General features: G+C 46.9%; 12 protein-coding genes. 4 read left to right on the top strand and 8 right to left on the bottom strand.

Annotated elements, in window-relative coordinates:
- Positions 1 to 30: 30 nt before the first annotated feature.
- Positions 31 to 1050 carry an LLM class flavin-dependent oxidoreductase gene (locus NSS92_RS05045; RefSeq protein WP_340867049.1) on the bottom strand — a complete coding sequence of 340 codons (1020 nt, stop codon included), beginning with the start codon at positions 1048 to 1050 and terminating at the stop codon, positions 31 to 33.
- A gap of 183 nt (positions 1051 to 1233) precedes the next feature.
- On the opposite strand from NSS92_RS05045, the gene NSS92_RS05040 reads away from it, so the two are divergent.
- Positions 1234 to 8157 carry a hypothetical protein gene (locus NSS92_RS05040; protein ID WP_445661629.1) on the top strand — a complete coding sequence of 2308 codons (6924 nt, stop codon included), beginning with the start codon at positions 1234 to 1236 and terminating at the stop codon, positions 8155 to 8157.
- A gap of 20 nt (positions 8158 to 8177) precedes the next feature.
- Here NSS92_RS05040 and NSS92_RS05035 read toward each other — a convergent pair whose 3' ends face one another.
- From NSS92_RS05035 to gltB, 7 genes are all read right to left on the bottom strand, one after another.
- Positions 8178 to 8738, bottom strand: a complete 561-nt coding sequence (locus tag NSS92_RS05035) for a CatB-related O-acetyltransferase (RefSeq protein ID WP_267587545.1) — start codon at positions 8736 to 8738, stop codon at positions 8178 to 8180.
- Positions 8739 to 8802: 64 nt separating this feature from the next.
- Entirely contained in the window at positions 8803 to 10170 is a 1368-nt protein-coding gene (locus NSS92_RS05030; protein WP_029708164.1) for an MATE family efflux transporter, read from the bottom strand.
- Between the two features lie 25 nt (positions 10171 to 10195).
- Positions 10196 to 11680, bottom strand: coding sequence for a D-alanyl-D-alanine carboxypeptidase/D-alanyl-D-alanine endopeptidase (gene dacB / locus NSS92_RS05025; protein ID WP_340867047.1), 1485 nt, complete (start codon positions 11678 to 11680; stop codon positions 10196 to 10198).
- Between the two features lie 126 nt (positions 11681 to 11806).
- On the bottom strand, positions 11807 to 12781 hold the full coding sequence (locus tag NSS92_RS05020; protein ID WP_267587543.1) for a pectinesterase family protein: 975 nt from the start codon (positions 12779 to 12781) through the stop codon (positions 11807 to 11809).
- A gap of 89 nt (positions 12782 to 12870) precedes the next feature.
- Positions 12871 to 13572, bottom strand: a complete 702-nt coding sequence (locus NSS92_RS05015; RefSeq protein ID WP_267587542.1) for a DUF421 domain-containing protein — start codon at positions 13570 to 13572, stop codon at positions 12871 to 12873.
- A 203-nt stretch (positions 13573 to 13775) separates the two neighbouring features.
- The gene (gltD, locus tag NSS92_RS05010; protein WP_034660884.1) at positions 13776 to 15260 is read right to left on the bottom strand and encodes a glutamate synthase small subunit; all 1485 of its coding nucleotides are present in this window, start codon (positions 15258 to 15260) and stop codon (positions 13776 to 13778) included.
- 16 nt (positions 15261 to 15276) lie between these two features.
- A complete protein-coding gene (gene gltB / locus NSS92_RS05005) occupies positions 15277 to 19848 on the bottom strand; it encodes a glutamate synthase large subunit (RefSeq protein ID WP_340867046.1) in 4572 nt (1523 codons plus the stop codon).
- A gap of 154 nt (positions 19849 to 20002) precedes the next feature.
- Here gltB and NSS92_RS05000 point away from each other — a divergent pair, with 154 nt between their 5' ends.
- The 3 genes from NSS92_RS05000 to NSS92_RS04990 all read left to right on the top strand — a co-directional run bounded on the left by NSS92_RS05000 (position 20003) and on the right by NSS92_RS04990 (position 24559).
- Positions 20003 to 20905, top strand: coding sequence for a LysR family transcriptional regulator (locus NSS92_RS05000; protein ID WP_034280677.1), 903 nt, complete (start codon positions 20003 to 20005; stop codon positions 20903 to 20905).
- Positions 20906 to 20999: 94 nt separating this feature from the next.
- On the top strand, positions 21000 to 22733 hold the full coding sequence (locus tag NSS92_RS04995) for an ABC transporter ATP-binding protein (RefSeq protein WP_340867045.1): 1734 nt from the start codon (positions 21000 to 21002) through the stop codon (positions 22731 to 22733).
- Positions 22730 to 24559, top strand: coding sequence for an ABC transporter ATP-binding protein (locus tag NSS92_RS04990; RefSeq protein ID WP_340867044.1), 1830 nt, complete (start codon positions 22730 to 22732; stop codon positions 24557 to 24559). The genes NSS92_RS04995 and NSS92_RS04990 overlap by 4 nt, the downstream gene beginning before the upstream one ends.
- Positions 24560 to 24608 lie beyond the last annotated feature (49 nt).

Below are 24608 nucleotides of genomic sequence, written 5' to 3'. Positions count from 1 at the left end.
GAACTGCTCTGTGCAGTTCTTTTTTTATGTTTATTTTTCTTGTGCCTCTTGAAAGATCTCTCCGATGATTTCATACGACCGCATTCTTTCTTGATGGTCAAACATATCCGAATTAATCATCACTTCATCTGCTTGTGTAGCTTCAATAAAGGCTTCTAATTCTTTTTTCACCTTGTCTTTATCCCCGATCATGGTTGAACTTAATTGTTCATCCACCATCGCCTTTTCATATGGGCTCCAAAGACCGTCCATGCTGTCGACAGGCGCCTTCAGTTTTCCTGGCGTGTTGCGAATGAGACTTAAAAACCGCTGATAATGAGAGGTTGCCAAATATTCAGCCCGCTCTGTTTGATCTGCAGCAAAAACCGTCACACCGACCATGGCATAAGGCTCTTTTAACACATCAGAAGGTCTAAACGACTGTCTGTACAACTCTAACGCGGGAATTGTATTTTTAGGTGAGAAATGTGCTGCAAAGGCAAATGGCAATCCAAGTTCTCCTGCAAGTCTAGCGCTAAAACCACTTGAACCAAGGAGCCAAATCGGAATGTCCAGACCTTCTCCTGGGACAGCTCTTACATGTTTTTTAACCTGACCGGTCGGCTTGAAATATTGACGAAGTTCTTCAAGCTGCTCTGGGAAATCTTCTCCGTTATGAAGATTACGTCTAAGCGCTCTTGCTGTTAACTGATCCGTCCCTGGTGCTCGGCCAAGACCTAAATCAATTCTCCCTGGATACAATGTCTCAAGTGTGCCAAATTGTTCGGCAATGACAAGTGAAGAGTGGTTTGGCAGCATAATCCCACCAGACCCTACTCGAATTTTTTCGGTTCCTCCCGCAATATATCCAATTAAAACGGACGTTGCAGAGCTCGCAACCCCTTCCATGTTATGGTGTTCTGCCAGCCAGTATCTATGATAGCCCCACTTCTCCGCCTTCTTTGCTAAATCCATACTACGCTCAAAAGATTCTTTAATGGTGCCTCCTTCTGTCACAGAGGATAAATTTAAAACGGAATAGGCTTTGCCCTGTAAAACTGATTGACTCATAAATGATGTCCCCATTTCTGTCAAAAATCATACTATTTTCATACTTTCAACACCATAACACAAATCCATGAAAGATTTAAATGATTTGATTCGATGATATTCGAAATGATGATTTTCTAGGTTTTACTTCCAATTTGAAAATTTGCACATAGAATGAAATATCAATTTTAGGAGATGGGCAATTTGTACAATCAATTCGAACACAAATGTCCCTTTTGCGGTAAATACCATGAACAGCCTCATTACAAAAGATCACGTCATGACCGTCCTCGAAAAAGAGACTGTCCATTCATTAAACAAGAATACTCAAAACAAAATATATCTCAAGGGAATCCACCTTGCCGCATTGCAAAAGGAATAAAACAATCAAAACCAAATCAAAGAGCTGGACCAAGAGGCCCGGCAGGCCCAGCAGGTCCCCCTGGACCAACCGGACCTACTGGACCTGCTGGCGGGTTAACCGGCGCCCTTCCTTTTGATCCCTCACAATCACAAGATTACGATGCAGGGCAAGTGGTCACGTTTAATGGCAGTACTTACATTGCCAATGTTGATGCTCCATCAGGAATACCTGGACTCTCCCCCGACTATACCCTTTTGGCTGCTTCTGGAGAAACTGGTCCTACTGGTTCTACCGGTCCTACTGGCGCTACAGGTATCACTGGACCAACAGGTCCTACTGGTGTGACGGGTATTACTGGAGATACTGGACCTACCGGTGCGACGGGTATCACTGGATCAACCGGACCTACTGGTGCCACGGGTATTACTGGAGCTACCGGTCCTACCGGGGCTACAGGTATCACTGGACCAACAGGTCCTACTGGTGTGAGGGGTATTACTGGATCAACCGGACCTACTGGTGTCACTGGAGATACTGGTCCTACCGGGGCTACGGGTATCACCGGTTCAACTGGACCTACTGGTACCACGGGTATCACTGGTTCAACTGGACCTACCGGTGCCACAGGCAGCACTGGAGATACTGGACCTACCGGTGCCACCGGTATTACCGGAGCTACTGGACCTACTGGCGCCACGGGTATTACTGGAGATACCGGTCCTACCGGGGCAACCGGCAGCACTGGAGATACCGGGCCTACTGGCGCTACAGGCATCACTGGAGCTACCGGGCCTACGGGTGCCACAGGCATCACTGGGGCTACCGGTCCTACTGGTGCAACGGGCAGCACCGGGGCTACTGGACCTACTGGTGTCACAGGCAGCACTGGACCAACAGGTCCTACGGGTGCGACGGGGATCACTGGAGCTACTGGGCCTACGGGTGCCACGGGGATCGCCGGATCAACTGGTGATACAGGTGCCACAGGTAGTACTGGGCCTACAGGTCCTACCGGAGCCACAGGGATCACTGGCACAACGGGGATCACCGGAGCTACCGGGCCTACGGGTGCCACGGGTATTACTGGACCTACAGGTCCTACTGGTGTGACGGGTATTACTGGAGATACCGGTCCTACTGGCGCTACAGGGATCACTGGTTCAACTGGACCTACCGGTGCCACGGGTATTACTGGAGCTACTGGTATCACTGGTTCAACTGGGCCTACGGGTGCCACGGGCAGCACTGGACCAACAGGTCCTACGGGTGCGACGGGTAGCACTGGAGCTACTGGTCCTACGGGGGCAACGGGGATCACCGGATCAACTGGTGATACAGGTGCCACAGGTAGTACTGGACCTACAGGTCCTACCGGAGCCACAGGGATCACTGGCGCAACGGGGATCACCGGAGCTACCGGGCCTACGGGTGCCACGGGCAGCACTGGGGCTACTGGATCTACTGGTGCGACGGGTATTACTGGAGCTACTGGTGCTACTGGACCTACTGGCGCTACAGGGATCACTGGGGCTACCGGTCCTACGGGTGCCACGGGCAGCACTGGGGCTACTGGACCTACTGGTGCGACGGGTATTACTGGAGCTACTGGTTCAACTGGACCTACTGGCGCTACAGGGATCACTGGGGCTACCGGTCCTACTGGTGCCACAGGCATCACTGGGGCTACCGGTCCTACTGGTGCAACGGGTATTACTGGACCTACGGGCAGCACTGGAGATACTGGACCTACGGGTGCCACCGGTATTACCGGAGATACCGGTCCTACTGGCGCTACAGGTATCACTGGTTCAACTGGACCTACCGGTGCCACGGGTATTACTGGACCTACTGGTTCTACTGGTGCCACCGGTATTACCGGAGCTACTGGACCTACTGGCGCTACTGGTATCACTGGTTCAACTGGTCCTACGGGTGCCACGGGCAGCACTGGAGATACTGGACCTACCGGGGCAACGGGTATTACTGGACCTACTGGTCCTACTGGTGTGACGGGTATTACTGGAGATACCGGGCCTACTGGCGCTACAGGTAGCACTGGAGCTACTGGTGCTACTGGTGCGACGGGGATCACTGGAGCTACCGGGCCTACTGGCGCTACGGGTAGCACTGGAGCTACCGGACCTACTGGCGCCACAGGTATTACCGGATCAACCGGGCCTACTGGCGCTACAGGCATCACTGGAGCTACCGGGCCTACGGGTGCCACGGGCAGCACTGGGGCTACTGGAGCTACTGGACCTACGGGTGCCACGGGTATTACTGGACCTACAGGTCCTACTGGTGTGACGGGTATTACTGGAGATACCGGTCCTACTGGCGCTACAGGTAGCACTGGAGCTACTGGTTCTACCGGGGCAACGGGTATTACTGGACCTACTGGTCCTACTGGTGTGACGGGTATTACTGGAGATACCGGACCTACTGGCGCTACAGGTAGCACTGGTTCAACTGGACCTACCGGTGCCACGGGTAGCACTGGAGCTACTGGGCCTACGGGTGCCACGGGGATCACCGGATCAACTGGTGATACAGGTGCCACAGGTAGTACTGGACCTACAGGTCCTACCGGAGCCACAGGGATCACTGGCGCAACGGGGATCACCGGAGCTACCGGGCCTACGGGTGCCACGGGCAGCACTGGGGCTACTGGATCTACTGGTGCGACGGGTATTACTGGAGCTACTGGTGCTACTGGACCTACTGGCGCTACAGGGATCACTGGGGCTACCGGTCCTACGGGTGCCACGGGCAGCACTGGGGCTACTGGACCTACTGGTGCGACGGGTATTACTGGAGCTACTGGTTCAACTGGACCTACTGGCGCTACAGGGATCACTGGGGCTACCGGTCCTACTGGTGCCACAGGCATCACTGGGGCTACCGGTCCTACTGGTGCAACGGGTATTACTGGACCTACGGGCAGCACTGGAGATACTGGACCTACGGGTGCCACCGGTATTACCGGAGATACCGGTCCTACTGGCGCTACAGGTATCACTGGTTCAACTGGACCTACCGGTGCCACGGGTATTACTGGACCTACTGGTTCTACTGGTGCCACCGGTATTACCGGAGCTACTGGACCTACTGGCGCTACTGGTATCACTGGTTCAACTGGTCCTACGGGTGCCACGGGCAGCACTGGAGATACTGGACCTACCGGGGCAACGGGTATTACTGGACCTACTGGTCCTACTGGTGTGACGGGTATTACTGGAGATACCGGGCCTACTGGCGCTACAGGTAGCACTGGAGCTACTGGTGCTACTGGTGCGACGGGGATCACTGGAGCTACCGGGCCTACTGGCGCTACGGGTAGCACTGGAGCTACCGGACCTACTGGCGCCACAGGTATTACCGGATCAACCGGGCCTACTGGCGCTACAGGCATCACTGGAGCTACCGGGCCTACGGGTGCCACGGGCAGCACTGGGGCTACTGGAGCTACTGGACCTACGGGTGCCACGGGTATTACTGGACCTACAGGTCCTACTGGTGTGACGGGTATTACTGGAGATACCGGTCCTACTGGCGCTACAGGTAGCACTGGAGCTACTGGTTCTACCGGGGCAACGGGTATTACTGGACCTACTGGTCCTACTGGTGTGACGGGTATTACTGGAGATACCGGACCTACTGGCGCTACAGGTAGCACTGGTTCAACTGGACCTACCGGTGCCACGGGTAGCACTGGAGCTACTGGGCCTACGGGTGCCACGGGGATCACCGGATCAACTGGTGATACAGGTGCCACAGGTAGTACTGGACCTACAGGTCCTACCGGAGCCACAGGGATCACTGGCGCAACGGGGATCACCGGAGCTACCGGGCCTACGGGTGCCACGGGCAGCACTGGTTCAACTGGATCTACTGGTGCGACGGGTATTACTGGAGCTACTGGTTCTACTGGACCTACTGGCGCTACAGGGATCACTGGGGCTACTGGTTCTACTGGTGCGACGGGTATCACCGGAGCTACCGGGCCTACTGGCGCTACGGGTAGCACTGGATCAACCGGACCTACTGGTGCGACGGGGATCACCGGAGATACCGGTCCTACTGGTGCTACGGGCAGCACTGGGGCTACTGGAGATACTGGTGCCACAGGCATCACTGGAGCTACCGGGCCTACTGGTGCGACGGGTATTACTGGACCTACTGGCGCTACGGGTATCACTGGTTCAACTGGACCTACCGGTGCAACGGGCAGCACTGGAGATACTGGTCCTACCGGGGCTACGGGTATCACTGGTTCAACTGGACCTACCGGTGCCACCGGTATTACCGGAGATACCGGTCCTACTGGCGCTACAGGTATCACTGGTTCAACTGGACCTACCGGTGCCACGGGCATCACTGGAGATACTGGACCTACGGGGGCAACGGGTATTACTGGAGCTACTGGTTCTACTGGTGCCACGGGTATCACTGGATCAACCGGACCTACCGGGGCAACGGGTATTACTGGAGATACCGGTCCTACCGGGGCAACCGGCATCACTGGAGCTACCGGGCCTACTGGCGCTACAGGGATCACTGGAGCTACTGGTTCTACTGGTGCTACGGGGATCACCGGAGCTATCGGGCCTACTGGCGCTACGGGTAGCACTGGAGATACCGGACCTACTGGTGCTACGGGGATCACCGGACCTACCGGTGCCACGGGTATTACTGGAGCTACTGGTTCTACTGGTGCCACCGGTATTACCGGAGCTACTGGACCTACTGGCGCTACTGGTATCACTGGTTCAACTGGTCCTACGGGGGCAACGGGCAGCACTGGACCAACAGGTCCTACTGGTGCGACGGGTAGCACTGGAGCTACTGGTCCTACGGGGGCAACGGGGATCACCGGATCAACTGGTGATACAGGTGCCACAGGTCCTACCGGAGCCACAGGGATCACTGGCGCAACGGGGATCACCGGAGATACCGGGCCTACGGGTGCCACGGGCAGCACTGGGGCTACTGGATCTACTGGTGCGACGGGTATTACTGGAGCTACTGGTTCTACTGGACCTACTGGCGCTACAGGGATCACTGGGGCTACCGGTCCTACTGGTGCAACGGGCAGCACTGGGGCTACTGGACCTACTGGTGCGACGGGTATTACTGGAGATACCGGACCTACTGGCGCTACAGGTATCACTGGGGCTACCGGTCCTACTGGTGCCACAGGCATCACTGGGGCTACCGGTCCTACTGGTGCCACAGGCATCACTGGGGCTACCGGTCCTACTGGTGCAACGGGTATTACTGGACCTACAGGTCCTACTGGTGTGACGGGTATTACTGGAGATACCGGACCTACTGGCGCTACAGGTATCACTGGAGCTACTGGTTCTACCGGGGCAACGGGGATCACTGGTTCAACTGGACCTACGGGGGCAACGGGTATTACTGGAGCTACTGGTTCTACTGGTGCCACCGGTATTACCGGAGTTACTGGACCTACTGGCGCCACAGGTATCACCGGGGCTACTGGACCTACGGGGGCAACGGGTATTACTGGACCTACAGGTCCTACTGGTGTGACGGGTATTACTGGAGATACCGGACCTACTGGCGCTACAGGTATCACTGGAGCTACCGGGCCTACTGGCGCTACGGGTAGCACTGGAGATACCGGACCTACTGGCGCCACAGGTATTACCGGATCAACCGGTCCTACTGGCGCTACAGGCATCACTGGGGCTACCGGTCCTACTGGTGCAACGGGCAGCACCGGGGCTACTGGACCTACTGGTGTCACAGGCAGCACTGGACCAACAGGTCCTACTGGTGCGACGGGTAGCACTGGAGCTACTGGGCCTACTGGTGCGACGGGTAGCACTGGAGCTACTGGGCCTACTGGTGCGACGGGGATCACCGGATCAACTGGTGATACAGGTGCCACAGGTAGTACTGGACCTACAGGTCCTACCGGAGCCACAGGGATCACTGGCGCAACGGGGATCACCGGAGCTACCGGTCCTACGGGTGCCACGGGCAGCACTGGGGCTACTGGACCTACTGGTGCGACGGGTATTACTGGAGCTACTGGTTCTACTGGACCTACTGGCGCTACAGGGATCACTGGGGCTACCGGTCCTACTGGTGCCACAGGCATCACTGGGGCTACCGGTCCTACTGGTGCAACGGGCAGCACCGGGGCAACTGGACCTACTGGTGCTACAGGCAGCACTGGACCAACAGGTCCTACTGGTGCGACGGGTAGCACTGGACCAACAGGTCCTACTGGTCGTACTGGCGCTACAGGGATCACCGGGTCAACCGGACCTACTGGTGTAACCGGTGTTACTGGGGTCACTGGGGCTACTGGAACAGGTGGTTTTACGGATACTGCACTTTATGCAGCTAATAGTTCTGGACCTACCATTATCACTGTAGCTGGTGGAACGAATATTCCTCTGCCGAACTTTCAAAACATTACTAACTTTACCGTAAACGGAACGAGCACTGTTTTTACCGTTTTGCAAACTGGTAAATATTATATTACGTATCAAGTCAACACCACTGCAGCTCTTTTAATTAATACACGCTTACTTTTAAATGGAGATACTTTGCCTGGTTCTGTTCAATCACCGGTGATCTCTACTTCGTTTCTCAATAATACTTTAATTGTCAATATAACAGCTGGAAGCACCATTTCACTGCAGTTTTTTGGGGCGGTTGTCACAGCTATTTTAGTTGGCGGGGGCGGTGCTGCAGGTGCTACCTTGACCATCATACGGCTTAGCTAAACAAAAAAAGAAAGGCTTTTTCAGCCTTTCTTTTTTATGTCTTCTATGACATTTATACACTGTTCAATATCATGAGATTGCAAAAGGTGAAAAATAGATTGGATGATTGAAAACTCTAAATTCCACCATTCTAATAACTGCAGTTTTCCGATTATTTCGGATGAAAATCGATATTTCATGAGCTGCTGGGGATTTCCTGCTGCAATTGCATATGGCGGCACATCTTTTGTGATCACACTATTTGCTCCGATCACGGCTCCGTTTCCTATACATACTCCTGACATAATCGTCGCACCATATCCAATCCATACGTCGTGTCCAATATGGACATCTCCCTTCGATTTGGGATGTCCTTTAATGTCGGCAGCGTCTTTGAAAATTTGATTAAACGGATACGTTGTGACCCAATCTGTACGGTGTTCACCACCTAGAAAAATTTTCACTTCGTTTGCAATGGAACAAAACTTCCCAATATTTAATGTTGTTCCTTCCCCCCAAGTCAACACTTGGAAATCTGGCCCAGCATAAGAAAAGTCACCGATATGATAAGAGCTCAGTTCACTTCTTTGATTTAAAAACATAGAAGATCCGGCCTCCTTAAAAGTGAGAGATCTTCGTATGTATATGCTGCTTTACGCCTTCACATTATGATTGAACAAGCGCTACAATCTGTTTTTTCTTCCATACGAGCTGATAGTAGCTGTATTGGAGGAGTAAGTTTACAAAGAAAGCTGCAGGGTAGCCAATCCATATTCCTTTAATGCCAAGAGATGTATAGTGTGATAGCACATAAGCGACTGGTACTTCTACAAGCCAAATAGAACAAATACTAAAGATCGTCGGCCATAGAACCGTCCCGCTTGCTCTCATTGTGGCTGCAACAATTTGGGCCGTTCCAAAAATGAGATAGCTCCATAGTGTAATGACCACTAAACTATAGGCGATGTCTATCGTGCCAGGGTCTGTTAAAAAGATAGATAAAATCTGCGGTGCAAAAATATAAACGAAAATAATGATACATCCGCCTATGGCAAAGTTAAGACCTAACCCAATTTTAATGACATCTTTCAGTCGATTCATATTTCCTGCGCCAATGAATTGTGCTGCAAAGATCGAGACCGCAATGCCAAGGCTCACTGCCGGCATCTGCACATAACTCACGACTTGATTGACAACACCATAGGCAGCTGTCGCCTGTGATCCATAATCGTTGACGAAAGAAATAACGGCAATTTCTGATAAAGAAATGAGGATCATATTAATGCTTGATGGGATACTGAGCTTTAATAATGTTTTTAATAGATCCCCTTTCATCAATAAATGCTTTCTAACCGATGCATCAATGCGAAGCGGGTGCTTTGTCTTATATAAGTAGATATGTAGAATGATAAACGTCACAATTGTTGAAATCACAGAAGCATACGCAGCACCGTACAAACCGAACGCCGGCAGTCCCAGCCAGCCAAATAATAAAATGGGCAGCATCAAAATATTCGTTGCCGTACTAATCATTAAGAAATAAAATGGTGTTTTCGAATCCCCTGTCCCTCGCAAGAAGGTCGTATAAACAAAATAAAGAAATAAGATCGGCATTGAGATGAATAGAATTCTGGCATAGCCCGCACTTTCCTCCACGATATTAGCGGGTGTTCCCATGAGGTTTAAGATATCTGTTGCGAAAAAACCTCCAATGATCGCTAAAGATACTCCGATCAAAAAAGTGAATGAAAGCGTTGTGCCAATAATTTCTTTTAATTTCTGTTCATTTTTTGCTCCGTACGCTTGTCCAATCAGGATCGAGCTTCCCGATCCAATTCCAATGGAAAAAGAAACGAGTAAAAAGAAAAGCGGAAAGAATGCAGAAATGGCAGCTACTGCATCCTCTCCAATCCATCTCCCGACAAGAACAATGGACACTAACTGTCCGATCGATTGCAAAATATTGCTTAGCAAAAGCGGGATGAGAAAAATGGACATGGTTTTTACTAAAGATTGATTGTTATCTAACGTCATGATGGTTCTCCTTCTCTCTCTAAATCTAAAGATTCTCAGCTAATATGCTGACAATACGGTCTTCTATCTCTTTCCCTTTTTCGTCATCAACAAGGTGATTGAATAAGATGGAAAAAGCGAGCGTCTTTCCGCCCTGCGTGTCAATATATCCAGAAAGTGTGCTGACCGTTGTTAACGACCCTGTTTTTGCACGTACTTTTTCTAGTGTAGCTGGTTCTTTCAATCTGTTCCTTAACGTTCCCCCCACCATTCGGTCACTTGCTCCTGCTAAAGGGAGCGCATGTTCATAGGTTTTAAACCATTTTTCCTTTTGAATGTTTGTCAAAAATAAAGTGAACTGGTTGGCAGAGACCAGGTTAATAGGTGATATCCCCGATCCGTCACGCAGCACTGCAAACGAAGGATCAACGCCAAACGCAGGAAGCCGTTCATTCATGACGTCCAGCCCAGCTTCAAAGCTCCCTTTGTTCTTCACTTTTTTGCCTAGTTCCTTTAGCAAAATTTCTGCATGGGTATTGTTGCTTAATTTCATCATAGGAACAAGCAGCTCTGATAATGGCATCGATGTATGGGAGGCAATTTTTTGGGCTTTTTTAGGAACTTGTTTTGATTTCAGTGGCCCTTTTACTTGAATCCCTTCCGCCTTTAACGCTCGTTTCATTAAGTCTAAAGCATAGGCGGCCGGATCCCATAAAGCTACCCATTGTTTAGATGAGCTTGCTTTAGCTGGAATGGTTCCAGTCAACGTTATTTTGTTGGTTCCATGAGAGCGCTTAAAAGAGATTTTCTTTTTTCCGCCTTCTGGAACTGTTTTCACTTGATTGATGACTTGAGCGACATCCGTCTTCGGGATCATATCATAGGCAGCTTTCTGTCCTGCTTTTTTTCCTGGTTTTACTTCGACAATCACGGTCCCTGCATCATAATCTTGATTCGGTGAAGCCGTGAGAGCAGAAATTTGTGCACCGTAATATTGATCCTCATCACTCCAAGGCAGATCAATGGAGTATCTCGTGTCATCGAACCAAGTGTCATCTGCTGCAAGCTGTCCGCGAATGGTATGTATTCCGGCCTTTTTGACTTGTTTGGCAAGTGCTGCAAAATCCTCCTCTAATAAAGTCGGATCTCCGGTGCCGCGAAGATAAAGGCTGCCATGTAGCGTTTTCTTTTGAATGGAACCATCCATCCAGATGTCTGTAGGGAATGTGTGTGTTTCTCCAAGTATATCAAGTGCGATGGCTGATGTGAGCAGTTTCATATTAGAAGCAGGAGTAAGACGAATATCGGCTTGATGTTCATAAAGAAGAGAGGTGTCAGAAGTATCGCGGACGCTGATGCCAGAGATCGCGCCCTCTAATTCAGGTGCTGTTCGAATGAATTCGTCTAAAGCTGTCATCCATTGAAGTGAATCGTCACGAGCTTTGAGTTGTTCATCTTTCGCTGAAAAAGGGAGAAATAAAATCGACAGGATACATATTTGTAAAAACATGAGCTGTGAAAAACGCTTCACGCAATCCCTCCTTTTTGTTGCAGCCAATTTTAGAAGAATATGTTCATTATACACAAAAGAACGTTTGTTCTCAAAGGTTTTTTAAACAGAAAAGTCAGCTTTCTTTGACGAAAACTGACAAGCCCTTTACCTCTTTTCTGGATTCCAGCCATCGGCTCCGCCAAGAACAGCCTGAACCGTCATTTGACTTGCTTCATTTTGGGTTAAAATGGTTGACCATTTTACGCGGTGTGCTGGACTGCTTCCCGCTCCTGTCGATCCAAATTCTTTGTATCTGGCCGTTCTTTCGTTGTCACGGTTATCCCAGTTATGCCATCCCTCTGCTTTCACATGATCATCCATTTTTGTATGAAGGAATGTTACAGCTGAATGAGGTCTCCACGGACGTCCTAAATAAACCGATTGCGCAGCTGCCGTCCCCTTTTTCAGCGTAGAGTCCATGAATACATAGCCGTACCTTTGCGCTTCTGTTGTGGATGCTGCAGTAATATACCCATTTCCAAGACTTTTTATTTCAGCTCTTTTAAACACAGCCGTGGCTGATCCAAAAATAAAATCGACCGTGCCCTCGATATAGCAGTTTTCATAATATTGCCTCCCTGTGCCTGTTGCATAAAGTGTATCTTGATAGCCTAACACACGTATTTGTTTGAACACAGCCCGGTCGCCAGACACATACAGCGCAACTGCCTGACCAGCATGTCTGCCAGCTGTATTTTGAAAGGTGATATTTTCTGCATAAAAATCGTTTGCACGAATCATTGTACTTGAGCTATTTGTTGTACTGCCACTGCTTGCATTTGTGTCATCATACGTAAGGATCGTCTTGTGCTGGTTTTCGCCGATAAAAGATACGTGTGGTTTATTTTGCGGAAGCAATATTTTTTCTTTATATACGCCATTTTTAATATAGATCGTTGCCCGTTGTTGATTGTTTGCTGGAATCGCATCAATGGCAGACTGAACGGTGCGGTATGACCCACTTCCCTTTTGATCAACGACAAGGACGCGGTTATGCCCGGCTTCTGCTGCTTGAAGTGAAGCGGAGTCAAAAAGAAAGAAAGACAAGACCATGACCATCCATACGTTTCTATATTTCATCACATATCTCCTCCTCATTTTGTGAACGTTTTCATCAAACATTCTTTTTGATCCTATTCCATACACGCACAAAAAAACACCCACGTTTTTTATGTTGTGGATGTTTTTTTAGACTTCTCATATTGCATCGCATAGATCCCTTCATTTTCAATCCATTCACAAAATAGAACATCTCGATAGGAAGAAATATGCTGCTTTTTTAATTGCTCAATCAGCCAGGATTCATCAAAACCGGCTTCTTTTAGATCTTTTTTTAACATTTCGCCGTCAATAATAAACGTTCTAGGCAATTTGACTTCTTTTCCCTTCACGTTCACATCTTCTGCTGTGGCTGGTGCGTATTTCATTTTCGGCAGAACGCTGACAGAGCCGTCAGTTTCCAAAATGGCATATTCAATTTCATTCAGAGCAAAATGGCCTTTTGCGCGAACCAGTGTCTGCAGCTGATTGATATCAAGCATATTTTTCTTCAATCGGTTGTAGTGAATCTTTCCTTTATCAATCACAAGAGTAGGTCTTCCTTCTAAAAACGCACGAATGGATTTAAAGCGCTGTGAAAGCCATTCAACTGTATAAATGAGTACGCCCCATACCGCAACAGCAAATAAAATGTGCTGAACCCTGACTTCTGGGTCAAAAATGGCGTTTCCGACCATTTCGCCTAAAATTAGTGCAGAAATAAAATCAAACGGCGTGATTTGTGCAAATTGTGTTTTCCCTAATAATTTTGTAATGAAAAATAAAGCGAAAAATCCGATTAAGAGTTCAGTCAAAATATTAACAAACGGCACAAAGATTCCATCCTTTCTTGCTGCATTTATATACAGCATATACATGAAAGAAAGGATCTAAACGTTTTCGTCTCTTCAACCCAATTGTTGTACGTATTCACGCATCCTTAATCTGATGCTAGAAGCCTATCTCCAATTCATAAAAAGCCATGACCACACGTTGATCATGGCTTTTCTTTATATTGTAACACCCTTTGTTTGACCTATTTTGGCAGAACCGAACTCCCCATTAAATAACGGTCTACCTCGTGCGCTACTTGTCTGCCTTCATTAATTGCCCAGACAATCAAGCTTTGCCCGCGTCTTGCATCTCCCGCTGCAAATACGCCTTCTACATTTGTTGTATATTCCCCATATTTTGCGTCAATGCGATTGTTTTTGCTGTCCACGCCAAAGTGTTTTACAAGCGGCTGTTCAGTTCCCTCAAAACCAATTGCAATAAAGACGAGCTGAGCCGGCCATACCTTTTCTGTCCCTGGAATCTCATGAAATTCAAACTTCCCTTGTTCGTTTTTCACCTTTTCCATTTGAATGGTATGAAGCTCTTTTAATTTTCCATTTTTGTCTGCCACAATTTTTGTGGTTTGAATGGAATATTGACGCGGATCTTCTCCGAATTTTGCTTGTGCTTCTTCATAAGCATAGTCGAGTGAGAAGACGTAAGGCTGTTCAGGCCACATGTTATCCCCTACACGTGTATCCGGAAGCTTCGGATGCTTCCCGAACTGAACAACACTTTTTGCTTTTTGGCGTAGTGCAGTTGCAACGCAGTCCGCACCTGTATCTCCCCCGCCAATGACAATGACGTCTTTCCCTTTTGCATCAATGAAGTTTTTGTCTTTAAATCCTGAATCAAGCATGCTTTTTGTTGCGAGGGTTAAATAATCCATCGCTAGGTGAATCCCTTTAGCTTCCCGGCCTTCAATCAACAGGTCACGCTGCTTTTGTGCACCTGTACAAAGAATGACCGCATCAAACTGCTCTTTTAGTTCATCGGCAGTGACATCCACGCCAATTTCTGTGTTCGTTACAAAATCAATGCCTTCTTGTCTCAACAGTTTGACTCTTCGTTCCACCACTTCTTTGTCCAGCTTCATATTTGGAATGCCGTATGTCAGCAGTCCGCCAAGACGGTCAGACCGTTCGAACACTGTTACGGCATGGCCTGCTTGGTTTAATTGATCAGCACTTGCAAGTCCTGCTGGTCCTGAGCCGACAATGGCAATCTTCTTCCCTGTACGGCTTGAAGGAATTCTTGGTGTGATCCATCCATTTTCAAAGCCTTTATCAATGATGGTGCGTTCGATATTTTTAATCGAAACAGCTGGATCATTGATGGCGACTGTACATGACCCTTCGCAAGGCGCTGGACATACTCTCCCAGTAAATTCAGGGAAATTGTTTGTTTTTTGCAGTCTTTCGAGTGCTTCTTTCCATCTCCCGCGATACACAAGGTCATTCCACTCTGGAATTAAATTGTAGATCGGGCAGCCAGACACGCCGCCCCTGATCTCCATCCCAATTTGACAAAACGGTGTTCCGCAATCCATACATCTAGCGCCCTGCTTCTTCAATACGTCATCTGTATAAGGAGCTGAATATTCTTTCCAGTCATTTTGACGAGTGAGAGGGTCACGTTCATTTGGCTTTTCTCTTTTATAATCCATAAAACCTGTTGCTTTGCCCATTGTCCTCTCCCCTTTCTTAATGAGCGAGGGCTGCTTTTTGCCCGTTTGCCGTTTCTTGATTTTTCGGTTTAGTGTTTGCTTCAAAGGCATACATCACCGCTTCTTCATGACTGAGGCCCGCTTGTTTTTGTTCTTCGATGCTTTGAAGCATCATTTTGTAATTTCTCGGAATGACTTTGATGAATTGATCCTTTTCTTGCTCCCAGTTTTCAAGAAGTGCTGCTGCTTTTGAGCTGTTTGTATAATCAAGGTGCTCCTTAATCATTTGCTTCACTTCTAGTTCTTCTTCATGATCTGTGAGCTTTTCAAACATGATCATTTCCATGTTACACATTCTTTTGAACTGTTTTGCATCCGATGTATGGATGTAAGCCACACCGCCAGACATACCTGCACCAAAGTTTTTCCCAACGTCTCCTAAAATAACGACACGTCCGCCAGTCATGTATTCACAGCCGTGATCTCCGATTCCTTCAACAACCACATGTACACCTGAATTACGAACAGCAAATCGTTCACCAGCACGCCCGTTAATATAAGCTTTTCCGCTAGTTGCACCGTAAAATGCGACGTTTCCTACAATGACGTTTTCATGTCCATTTTGTACAAAATGATCAGAAGTTTTAACAGCAATTTTTCCTCCTGAGAGTCCTTTGCCGATATAGTCATTTGAATCACCTGTTAAATAGAGAGACATGCCTTTTGGCACAAATGCGCCAAAGCTTTGTCCAGCTGAACCAGTGAATCTTAGTGTGATTGTATCCTCTGGCAAGCCCTCTTCCCCGTAGCGCTTAGACACTTCACTGCCAGTAATAGTTCCGGCCACACGGTTAATATTGCGAATGTTCAATGATAGATCAACCGGTGTTTGATGATTCAGCGCTTCTTGCACATAAGGAAGGATTTCATTCATATCCAGCGATTCATCAATTTTATGATTTTGCGGTGTTCTGAATGTCCGCGCTCCTTCAGGCTGATAAAGCAGTGTTTCAAGGTTTAGCTGCCCTGCTTTCCAGTGAGCTTTTGCTCGTTCACTGACCGCCAGGACATCCGTGCGTCCGATTAATTCATCCATCGATGTAAAGCCGAGTTCCGCTAAAATTTCTCTTACTTCCTCTGCAATAAACATCATGAAGTTCACAATGTGATCAGGGTTACCCATGAATTTTTTGCGAAGCTCTGGATTTTGTGTGGCAACACCGACTGGGCAAGTATCTAAATGACATGCTCTCATCATCACGCAGCCCAGCACGACAAGTGGAGCTGTCGCAAAGCCATACTCTTCTGCTCCTAAAATCGCAGCCATCACAACATCGCGGCCAGTCATTAACTTTCCGTCTGTTTCAAGAACGACTCTCTCGCGAAGACCGTTTAACACAAGAGTTTGATGCGCCTCTGCCAATCCAAGCTCCCAAGGAAGTCCTGTGTGTTTAATACTTGTTTTCGGTGAAGCTCCTGTACCGCCATCATAACCGCTGATGACAATGACGTCCGCAGTTCCTTTTGCTACACCTGCTGCAATCGTGCCAACGCCGGCTTTAGATACAAGCTTGACACTGATGCGTGCATCACGGTTCGCATTTTTCAAATCATGAATCAGCTGTGCCAAATCCTCGATGGAATAAATATCATGATGCGGCGGTGGTGAAATCAATCCGACACCTGGCGTAGAACCACGTACATCGGCCACCCAAGGATACACTTTATTTCCTGGCAGCTGTCCGCCTTCTCCCGGCTTTGCTCCTTGCGCCATTTTAATTTGCAGTTCATCTGCATTGACCAGGTAATGACTTTTCACACCAAATCGGCCAGAAGCGATTTGTTTAATTGCGCTTCTGCGGTCATCACCGTGTTCATCTACTGTAAAGCGGGCAGGATCTTCCCCGCCTTCTCCGCTGTTACTTTTACCGCCAATTCGGTTCATCGCAATCGCAAGTGCCTCATGCGCTTCTTTACTTAAAGATCCAAATGACATGGCACCTGTCTTAAAGCGGCGCACGATGGATTCAGCAGATTCAACATCTTCCAGACGAACTGGCTTTTGTTTTGGCTGAAAAGCAAACAAATTTCTAAGGAAGCCGATTCTTTCTTCGTCCGCTGCCTTTGTATATTGTTTAAATAGGTCGTAATCTTCATTACGGCATGCCCACTGGAGCGTATGAATCGTTTTTGGGTTAAAGGCATGGTGCTCTCCATTTTTTCTCCACTGGAATTCACTGCCTGATTCAAGTGTCTGGTCAGTTGCTGCTTGATACCCTGCTTCATGGCGAAGTTTCGCCTCATGAGCAATGGTGTCAAGATCAATTCCGCCAAGCTGAGAAGCTGTTCCTGTGAAATACGCTTGAATGACGTCTTCACTAATTCCGACTGCTTCAAAGATTTGCGCGCCTCTATAGCTCTGCACAGTGGAAATCCCCACTTTGGACATGACTTTGACGACACCTTCTGTCACGCTTTTACCAAACTTTGTAACAGCTTCATCAAAGCTGATCGAAATCGCTTCGTCTGCAATCAGCTGTTTGTATGTTTCATAGACAAGGTAAGGGTGGATCGCATCTGCCCCGTAGCCAATCAGTGCTGCAAAATGATGGACCTCTCTCACCTCTCCAGATTCAACGATCAAACTGACCTTTGTCCGCAGGCCTTGACGCACAAGGTGCTGATGAAGTGCACTTAGCGCAAGAAGTGATGGAATCGGTACTTTTTGTTCTGTCATTTCACGATCTGAAAGGATTAATAAAGAGACACCTTCTCTGATCGCTTTTTCCGCCTCTTCAAACATCGCATCCAGTCCGCGCTTTAAATCATCGGTGAAAAGTGTATGAATTGTTTTGCTTTTAAAGGCATTATGAACAATCGTTTTCAAGCCGTTAAATTGTCCGCTCGTTAAGACCGGTGTATAAAGTTTAATTCTTCGGCATGAATATTCATTTGGATGTAAAATATCGCCTTCGGCACCTAACCAAGTCATGGTTGATGTCACGAGCTGCTCACGAATGGCATCAATCGGCGGGTTCGTGACTTGTGCAAACAGCTGCTTAAAATAATGAAAAAGAGACTGCGCACGATCTGATAACACAGCAAGCGGTGTGTCACTTCCCATTGAACCGATTGGGTCCTTGCCTTCCTCTAGTAAAGGAATTAAATACTTTTGAATGTCTTCGTACGTATAATGGAACGCACGCTGACGCGTCAATAAATCATCCATTATACTAGAATTTTCTGAATTTTCTTCCGAGCGATTGACGTGGACCATTTCTTCATCGAGCCATTTTTGATAAGGCAGTTCATTCGCAATAGTCGATTTCACTTCTTCGTCAGAAATAATTCTTCCTTCTTCTAAATCAATGAGCAGCATTTTGCCTGGCTCAAGACGATCTTTATACTTAACATCTTCTTCATTCGTGTCGATTACGCCAACCTCAGAAGAGAAAATGATATGATCATCATTTGTGACATAGTATCTTGCCGGTCTTAATCCGTTTCGGTCTAAGATCGCCCCGATTTGTTTGCCGTCCGTAAAGGAAATCGCTGTTGGGCCATCCCACGGCTCCATGAGAGAACTATGGTATTCATAAAATGCCCGTTTCTCTTTCGACATGTGCGTGTTTTCCGTCCAAGGCTCAGGAATCAGCATCATTGCTGTATGAGCAGGTGTACGGCCTGCAAGCACAAAGAATTCAAAGGCATTGTCTAAAATGGATGAATCACTTCCGTCTGCATTCAGCACTGGCAAAATCTTGTCTAAATCGTCTCCGAAGGCTTCAGATACGAATTGTTGTTCTCTTGCTCTCATCCAATTGATGTTTCCTCTTAATGTGTTGATTTCTCCGTTGTGAATTAAGTAACGGTTTGGATGGGCTCTTTCCCATGTAGGGAATGTATTTGTACTAAATCTTGAATGAACAAGTGAAAATGCAGAAACAAATGTTTCATCCTGTAGATCAAGATAAAAAGCATCAACTTGATCTGATGTTAAAAGCCCTTTGTATACGATGGTTTGACTCGAGAGACTGACAAAGTAAAATTGCTTTTCCTCTCTTGTTCCCCAGTTCTCAGCCTGTTTACGAATGACATATAATTTTCGTTCAAATGACAAACGGTCTGTGATGTTGTCGTTTGCTCCGATAAAGACCTGTCTCACAACCGGACAGCTCTTCGCTGCGACAGTACCAATTTTTCCGGCATCGACAGGAACCGTTCTCCAGCCAATTAATGTTTGACCTTCTTGTTTAATGAACCCGTTGATTTTCTGTTCGATGGCTTGACGCGTTTTTTCGTCATCATCTTTTGAAAAGAAGACCATTCCTACCCCGTAACGGCCTTTTTCAGGAAGTGCAAATTCTTTGCAGTTCTTTCTAAAGAAAGCGTCTGGCAGCTGTACCATTAAACCGGCACCATCACCTGTATACGGATCACTGCCTTGCCCGCCGCGGTGATCAAGCTGGCACAGCATTTGTAATCCCTTTTTGACGATGCTATGTGTCGCCTCCCCTTTTAAATGGGCGTACAGTCCGATTCCACATGCATCATGTTCAAATTCAGGACGGTAGAGACCTTGTGGTTGTGGTAGTTGATTATAAGTCATCGTTTCTCTCCCCCGTTTAAAAGATCCGTTTTTTTCACAGTAATAAAATCTCACAAACTCTGTAACTTATTTTAAGTTTTCAAATTGATATAAACAATATATAATTTAGATCAAAACAATCTCTTTTTGAGATAGATGGGTGTGAAGTGCAAAAATGGAGCTTCGTCAGTTACGTTATTTTGTAGAAGTCGCAGACCGTGAACACGTGTCAGAAGCGGCTGAAAACTTACATGTTGCCCAATCTGCCATCAGCCGGCAGATTGCGAATTTAGAAGAAGAACTTGGAGTGGCCTTATTCGAACGAGAAGGACGAAATATCAAATTAACGAAGATCGGCAGACAATTTTTAGATCATGTCAGAACTGCACTCAAAGCCATTGATTACGCGAAAGAGCAAATTGATGAATACTTAGATCCGCACAAAGGAACGGTGAATATTGGCTTTCCTACAAGTCTAGCAAGCCAAGTGCTTCCATCTGTCATATCCGCTTTTAAGCAGGAATATCCAGAGGTCGATTTTTTACTTCGTCAAGGATCCTATAAATTTCTTATTGAAGCGGTAAAAAATCGAGATATCGATCTCGCCTTTTTAGGACCCGTACCAACAAATGATTCTCAAATAGAAGGAAATATTTTATTTTCCGAAAGCATATATGCCCTTTTACCGGTTAGCCATCCCTTTAGCGGACAAAGGAGTATTCATTTAAGTGATTTAAGAAAGGATCATTTCGTGTTATTTCCTGAAGGGTATGTGCTGAGACAAATTGCGGTTGATGCTTGCAAGCAGGCAGGCTATGAGCCTACCATTTCATCTGAAGGAGAAGATTTAGATGCCATTAAAGGTCTCGTATCGGCAGGTATGGGCGTTACCTTATTACCCGAAAGCGCCTTTTATGAAACAACACCGCGATTTACAGTGAAAATTCCGATCGATTTCCCTCAAGTGAGAAGAACGGTTGGAATTATTGCATCTAAAACGCGCGAAATGTCTCCTTCTGCCCATGATTTTTACGTGTTTGTGAAGGATTTCTTTTCTAAAATTGAACAATATAAATAATTCACTAAAACAAGACATTTCATTTGTAGAAATAATCCCTCTTTGTATATGATGGGTTACAGAACAAAAGACTATATGGAAGAAAGGTATTCGTATGAAATCAATTTTATCGTTTTTAAAGCCGTATCGGCTGTCCGTTGTGTCCATTGTCATTCTCACCTTTTTAAGCAGTATGCTCCAGCTGTATTTACCGACGTTAACAGCAGATATCGTTGATGTCGGTATCGTCCAGGGAGATATTGCTTACATATGGAAGGTTGGCGGCTGGATGGTGGGTTGTTCTTTACTCGCCATTTTGCTCACCATTTGGAAGTCTTACTTGTCATCAAAAACAGCACTTGGCTTCGGGCGTGATATTAGAAGACAGCTGTTTGTACATGTCGAAAAATTTTCATTAGAAGAATTTCAAAAGATCGGCACGTCTTCCTTTATTACAAGATCAACAAATGATGTGAAACAAGTCCAAGATGTGACGATCATGATTTTACAAATGATGACGCGGGCCCCGCTCATGCTTGTGGGCGGAATTATTTTGGCTGTTTCCAGGGATGCTGTCCTGTCTCTTATCTTTTTAGCAGCCCTCCCCCTCCTTGGCGGATTTATCTATTTGGTGTCAAGAAAAGCCATTCCGCTATTTGGCCAGCTTCAGAAAAAAACAGACCGGCTGAATTTAATTATGCGAGAATCTCTTTCAGGCATCCGCGTCATTCGTGCTTTTAACCGTGTGGATGATGAAAAGGAGCGATTCCAAGAAGCCAACACGTCCTATAAGGATACTGGTCTTAGAGTCAACCGATTAATGGCTTACTTGTTTCCGTTTATGCTGATCATCATGAACTTCACGAATATCGGCATTGTCTGGCTTGGCGCAAACCGAATTGATGCCGGAGAAATGGAAGTTGGGAATCTCATTGCCTTCATTCAATATGCGATGATGATTTTAATGGCGCTTATTATGCTGTCGATGAGCTTTATTATGGTCCCAAGAGCACAAGCGTCAGCTAAACGCATGAATGAAGTGTTAAACATGGAACCAAAGATTAAAGACAAAGAAGAGTCTATAACTGACCTTCGCGAACCCGCTCAATCCATTCGCTTTGAGGATGTGTCATTTTATTACTCAAATGCTGAGAAACCAGCCGTTCAAGGTATCACGTTTGAAGCCAAAACTGGTGAAACGACAGCCATCATCGGAAGTACGGGTTCTGGGAAAACCACGCTTCTCCAGCTGATGACGCGCTTTTATGAAGTGACAGAAGGCCGGATTACACTAGATGGTGTAGATATTAGAGAGCTGCCTCAAGAGAAACTGAGAAACCAGATGGGCTATGTCTCTCAAAAAGCTGTTTTATTCAGCGGAACCATTGCCGAGAATGTGCGCTTTGGCAAGCAGGATGCAAGCGATGAAGACATCTGGCAGGCGCTGCGAACTGCGCAGGCCGAAGAATTTGTTTTGCAAAAAGATGGCGGAATTGATGCAGAAATTGATCAGGGTGGTTCCAATCTATCCGGCGGCCAAAAGCAGCGGCTTTCCATTGCAAGGGCGCTAGTGCGAAAACCATCATTCTATCTGTTTGACGATAGCTTTTCAGCACTTGATTACAAAACAGATGCAAAGCTGCGGTCATCATTAGAAGCAGAAAAAGCACATGCAGCCCTCATCATTGTGGCTCAACGAATCAGCACAGTGAAGCATAGTGATAAAATCATTGTACTAGATGAAGGAAAAATCGCAGGTATCGGAACACATGAACAATTAATAAAGGATAATCTTGTGTACCAAGAGATTGTCGCATCACAGGAAGGTCAGGAGGTGGAGCGAGGATGAGTAAGAAAATGTCTTCAGGCATGGGCCATAAAGGCGGTCACCCTAAAGGGCCAGCCCTAAAACCGAAGGAATTTAAGAAAACACTGCTTCGTTTGACAGGCTATTTAAAACCAAGAAAATTACAGCTGATCATCGTCTTCATTGCAGCGATTGGTTCAACTGTCTTTAACGTCATTAGCCCAAAGCTGCTCGGGGATGCCACCTCTTCCCTCTTTGACAGCTTTACGAATGGAACAGCCGTTCAATTTGATGTCATTTCACGAATCTTATTGCTGCTTGTTGTGCTGTACGTCGTTGCTTCTCTCTTTTCATTCGTTCAGCAATATGTCATGGCCGGTGTCTCTCAACAGACCATCGCTGAATTACGGCAAGAAGCAAATGACAAGCTCACACGTCTCCCCCTTCGTTATTTTGATAAAACAACCCACGGGGACACACTAAGCCGTGTGATGAATGATATTGATAATATTAATACATCGCTTCAGCAGGCGCTCACCCAAGTGATTACTTCTGTGATTACAGTCATTGGGATTGTTGTAATGATGCTTTTCATCAGTCCGCTGCTTACATTGCTTGTTTGTTTGACGCTGCCACTCAGCCTGTTTGCAATTCGCGGCATTACATCATTCTCTCAAAAGCATTTTAAAGCGCAGCAAAAAGAGCTTGGGACGATCAATGGACATATTAATGAGATGTTCACAGGACATCAGACAGTTCGTGCGTATGGCTACGAAAAGAAAGCGATCGATACATTTGATCAATTAAATGAAAAGCTGTATGAATCATCAAGGAAAGCACAGTTCATTTCTGGTTTAATGATGCCAATGATGACCTTTATCGGGAACCTTGGCTATGTGGCAGTCAGTGTAGCCGGCGGGATTCTTGTCATTAACGGGAATATTCGTGTCGGGGATGTGCAGGCGTTTATCCAATACACACAACAAATGTCTCAGCCGCTTGTGCAAGCATCAAGCGTCGCAAACTTAGTTCAATCAGCGATCGCTTCTGCTGAAAGGGTCTTTGAAATTCTCGATGAGGAAGAAGAAAGTACCGAAGAAGATGCGGCAATTGATCTTGCATCACTCTCAGGCGATGTGAGCTTTGAACAAGTGCAATTCGGATATGAAAAAGATCATCCGATTATTAAAGATTTGAATTTAGATGTGCAAGAAGGACAGACTGTTGCCATTGTCGGACCAACAGGCGCGGGAAAAACGACCATCATCAATCTTTTAATGCGTTTTTACGAATTAGATCAAGGTTCCATACGCATTGGCGGTGCCAAAACAACTGACCTCAGCCGTCAGCAAGTACGAGAATTATTTGCGATGGTTCTTCAGGATACGTGGCTCTTTGAAGGAACGATTTACGACAACATTGCCTATGGCAGGCAGCACGTTTCCAAAGAGGATGTCATTAAAGCCGCCAAACATGCCTATGCAGATGATTTCATCCGCACGCTTCCAGATGGATATGATACACTCTTAACAGAAGATGCAGGCAACCTGTCTCAAGGTCAGCGCCAGCTGTTAACCATCGCCCGTGCCATTTTATCTGATCCAAAGATCTTGATATTAGATGAAGCAACAAGCAGTGTGGATACACGGACAGAGATGCATATCCAAAAAGCAATGAATGAATTGATGAAAGGCAGAACGAGCTTCGTGATTGCACACAGACTTTCAACAATCAAGGATGCGGACCTCATTCTAGTCATGAAGGATGGCACCATCATTGAAAAAGGATCGCACAGCGAACTTTTAAAACAAAAAGGCTTTTATGCAGACTTATATATGAGTCAATTTGCTGAAAATCAAGTGGGTTAACATCAAAAAAAGAGGATAGACACGCATGTCACATGCTGTCTATCCTCTT

The organism is Bacillus sp. FSL M8-0166, assembly GCF_038008825.1.
Classification (GTDB): Bacteria; Bacillota; Bacilli; order Bacillales; family Bacillaceae; genus Bacillus; species Bacillus safensis.
Note: the sequence above shows the minus strand (reverse complement) of the source record. Positions and strands in the feature narration are given on the sequence as shown.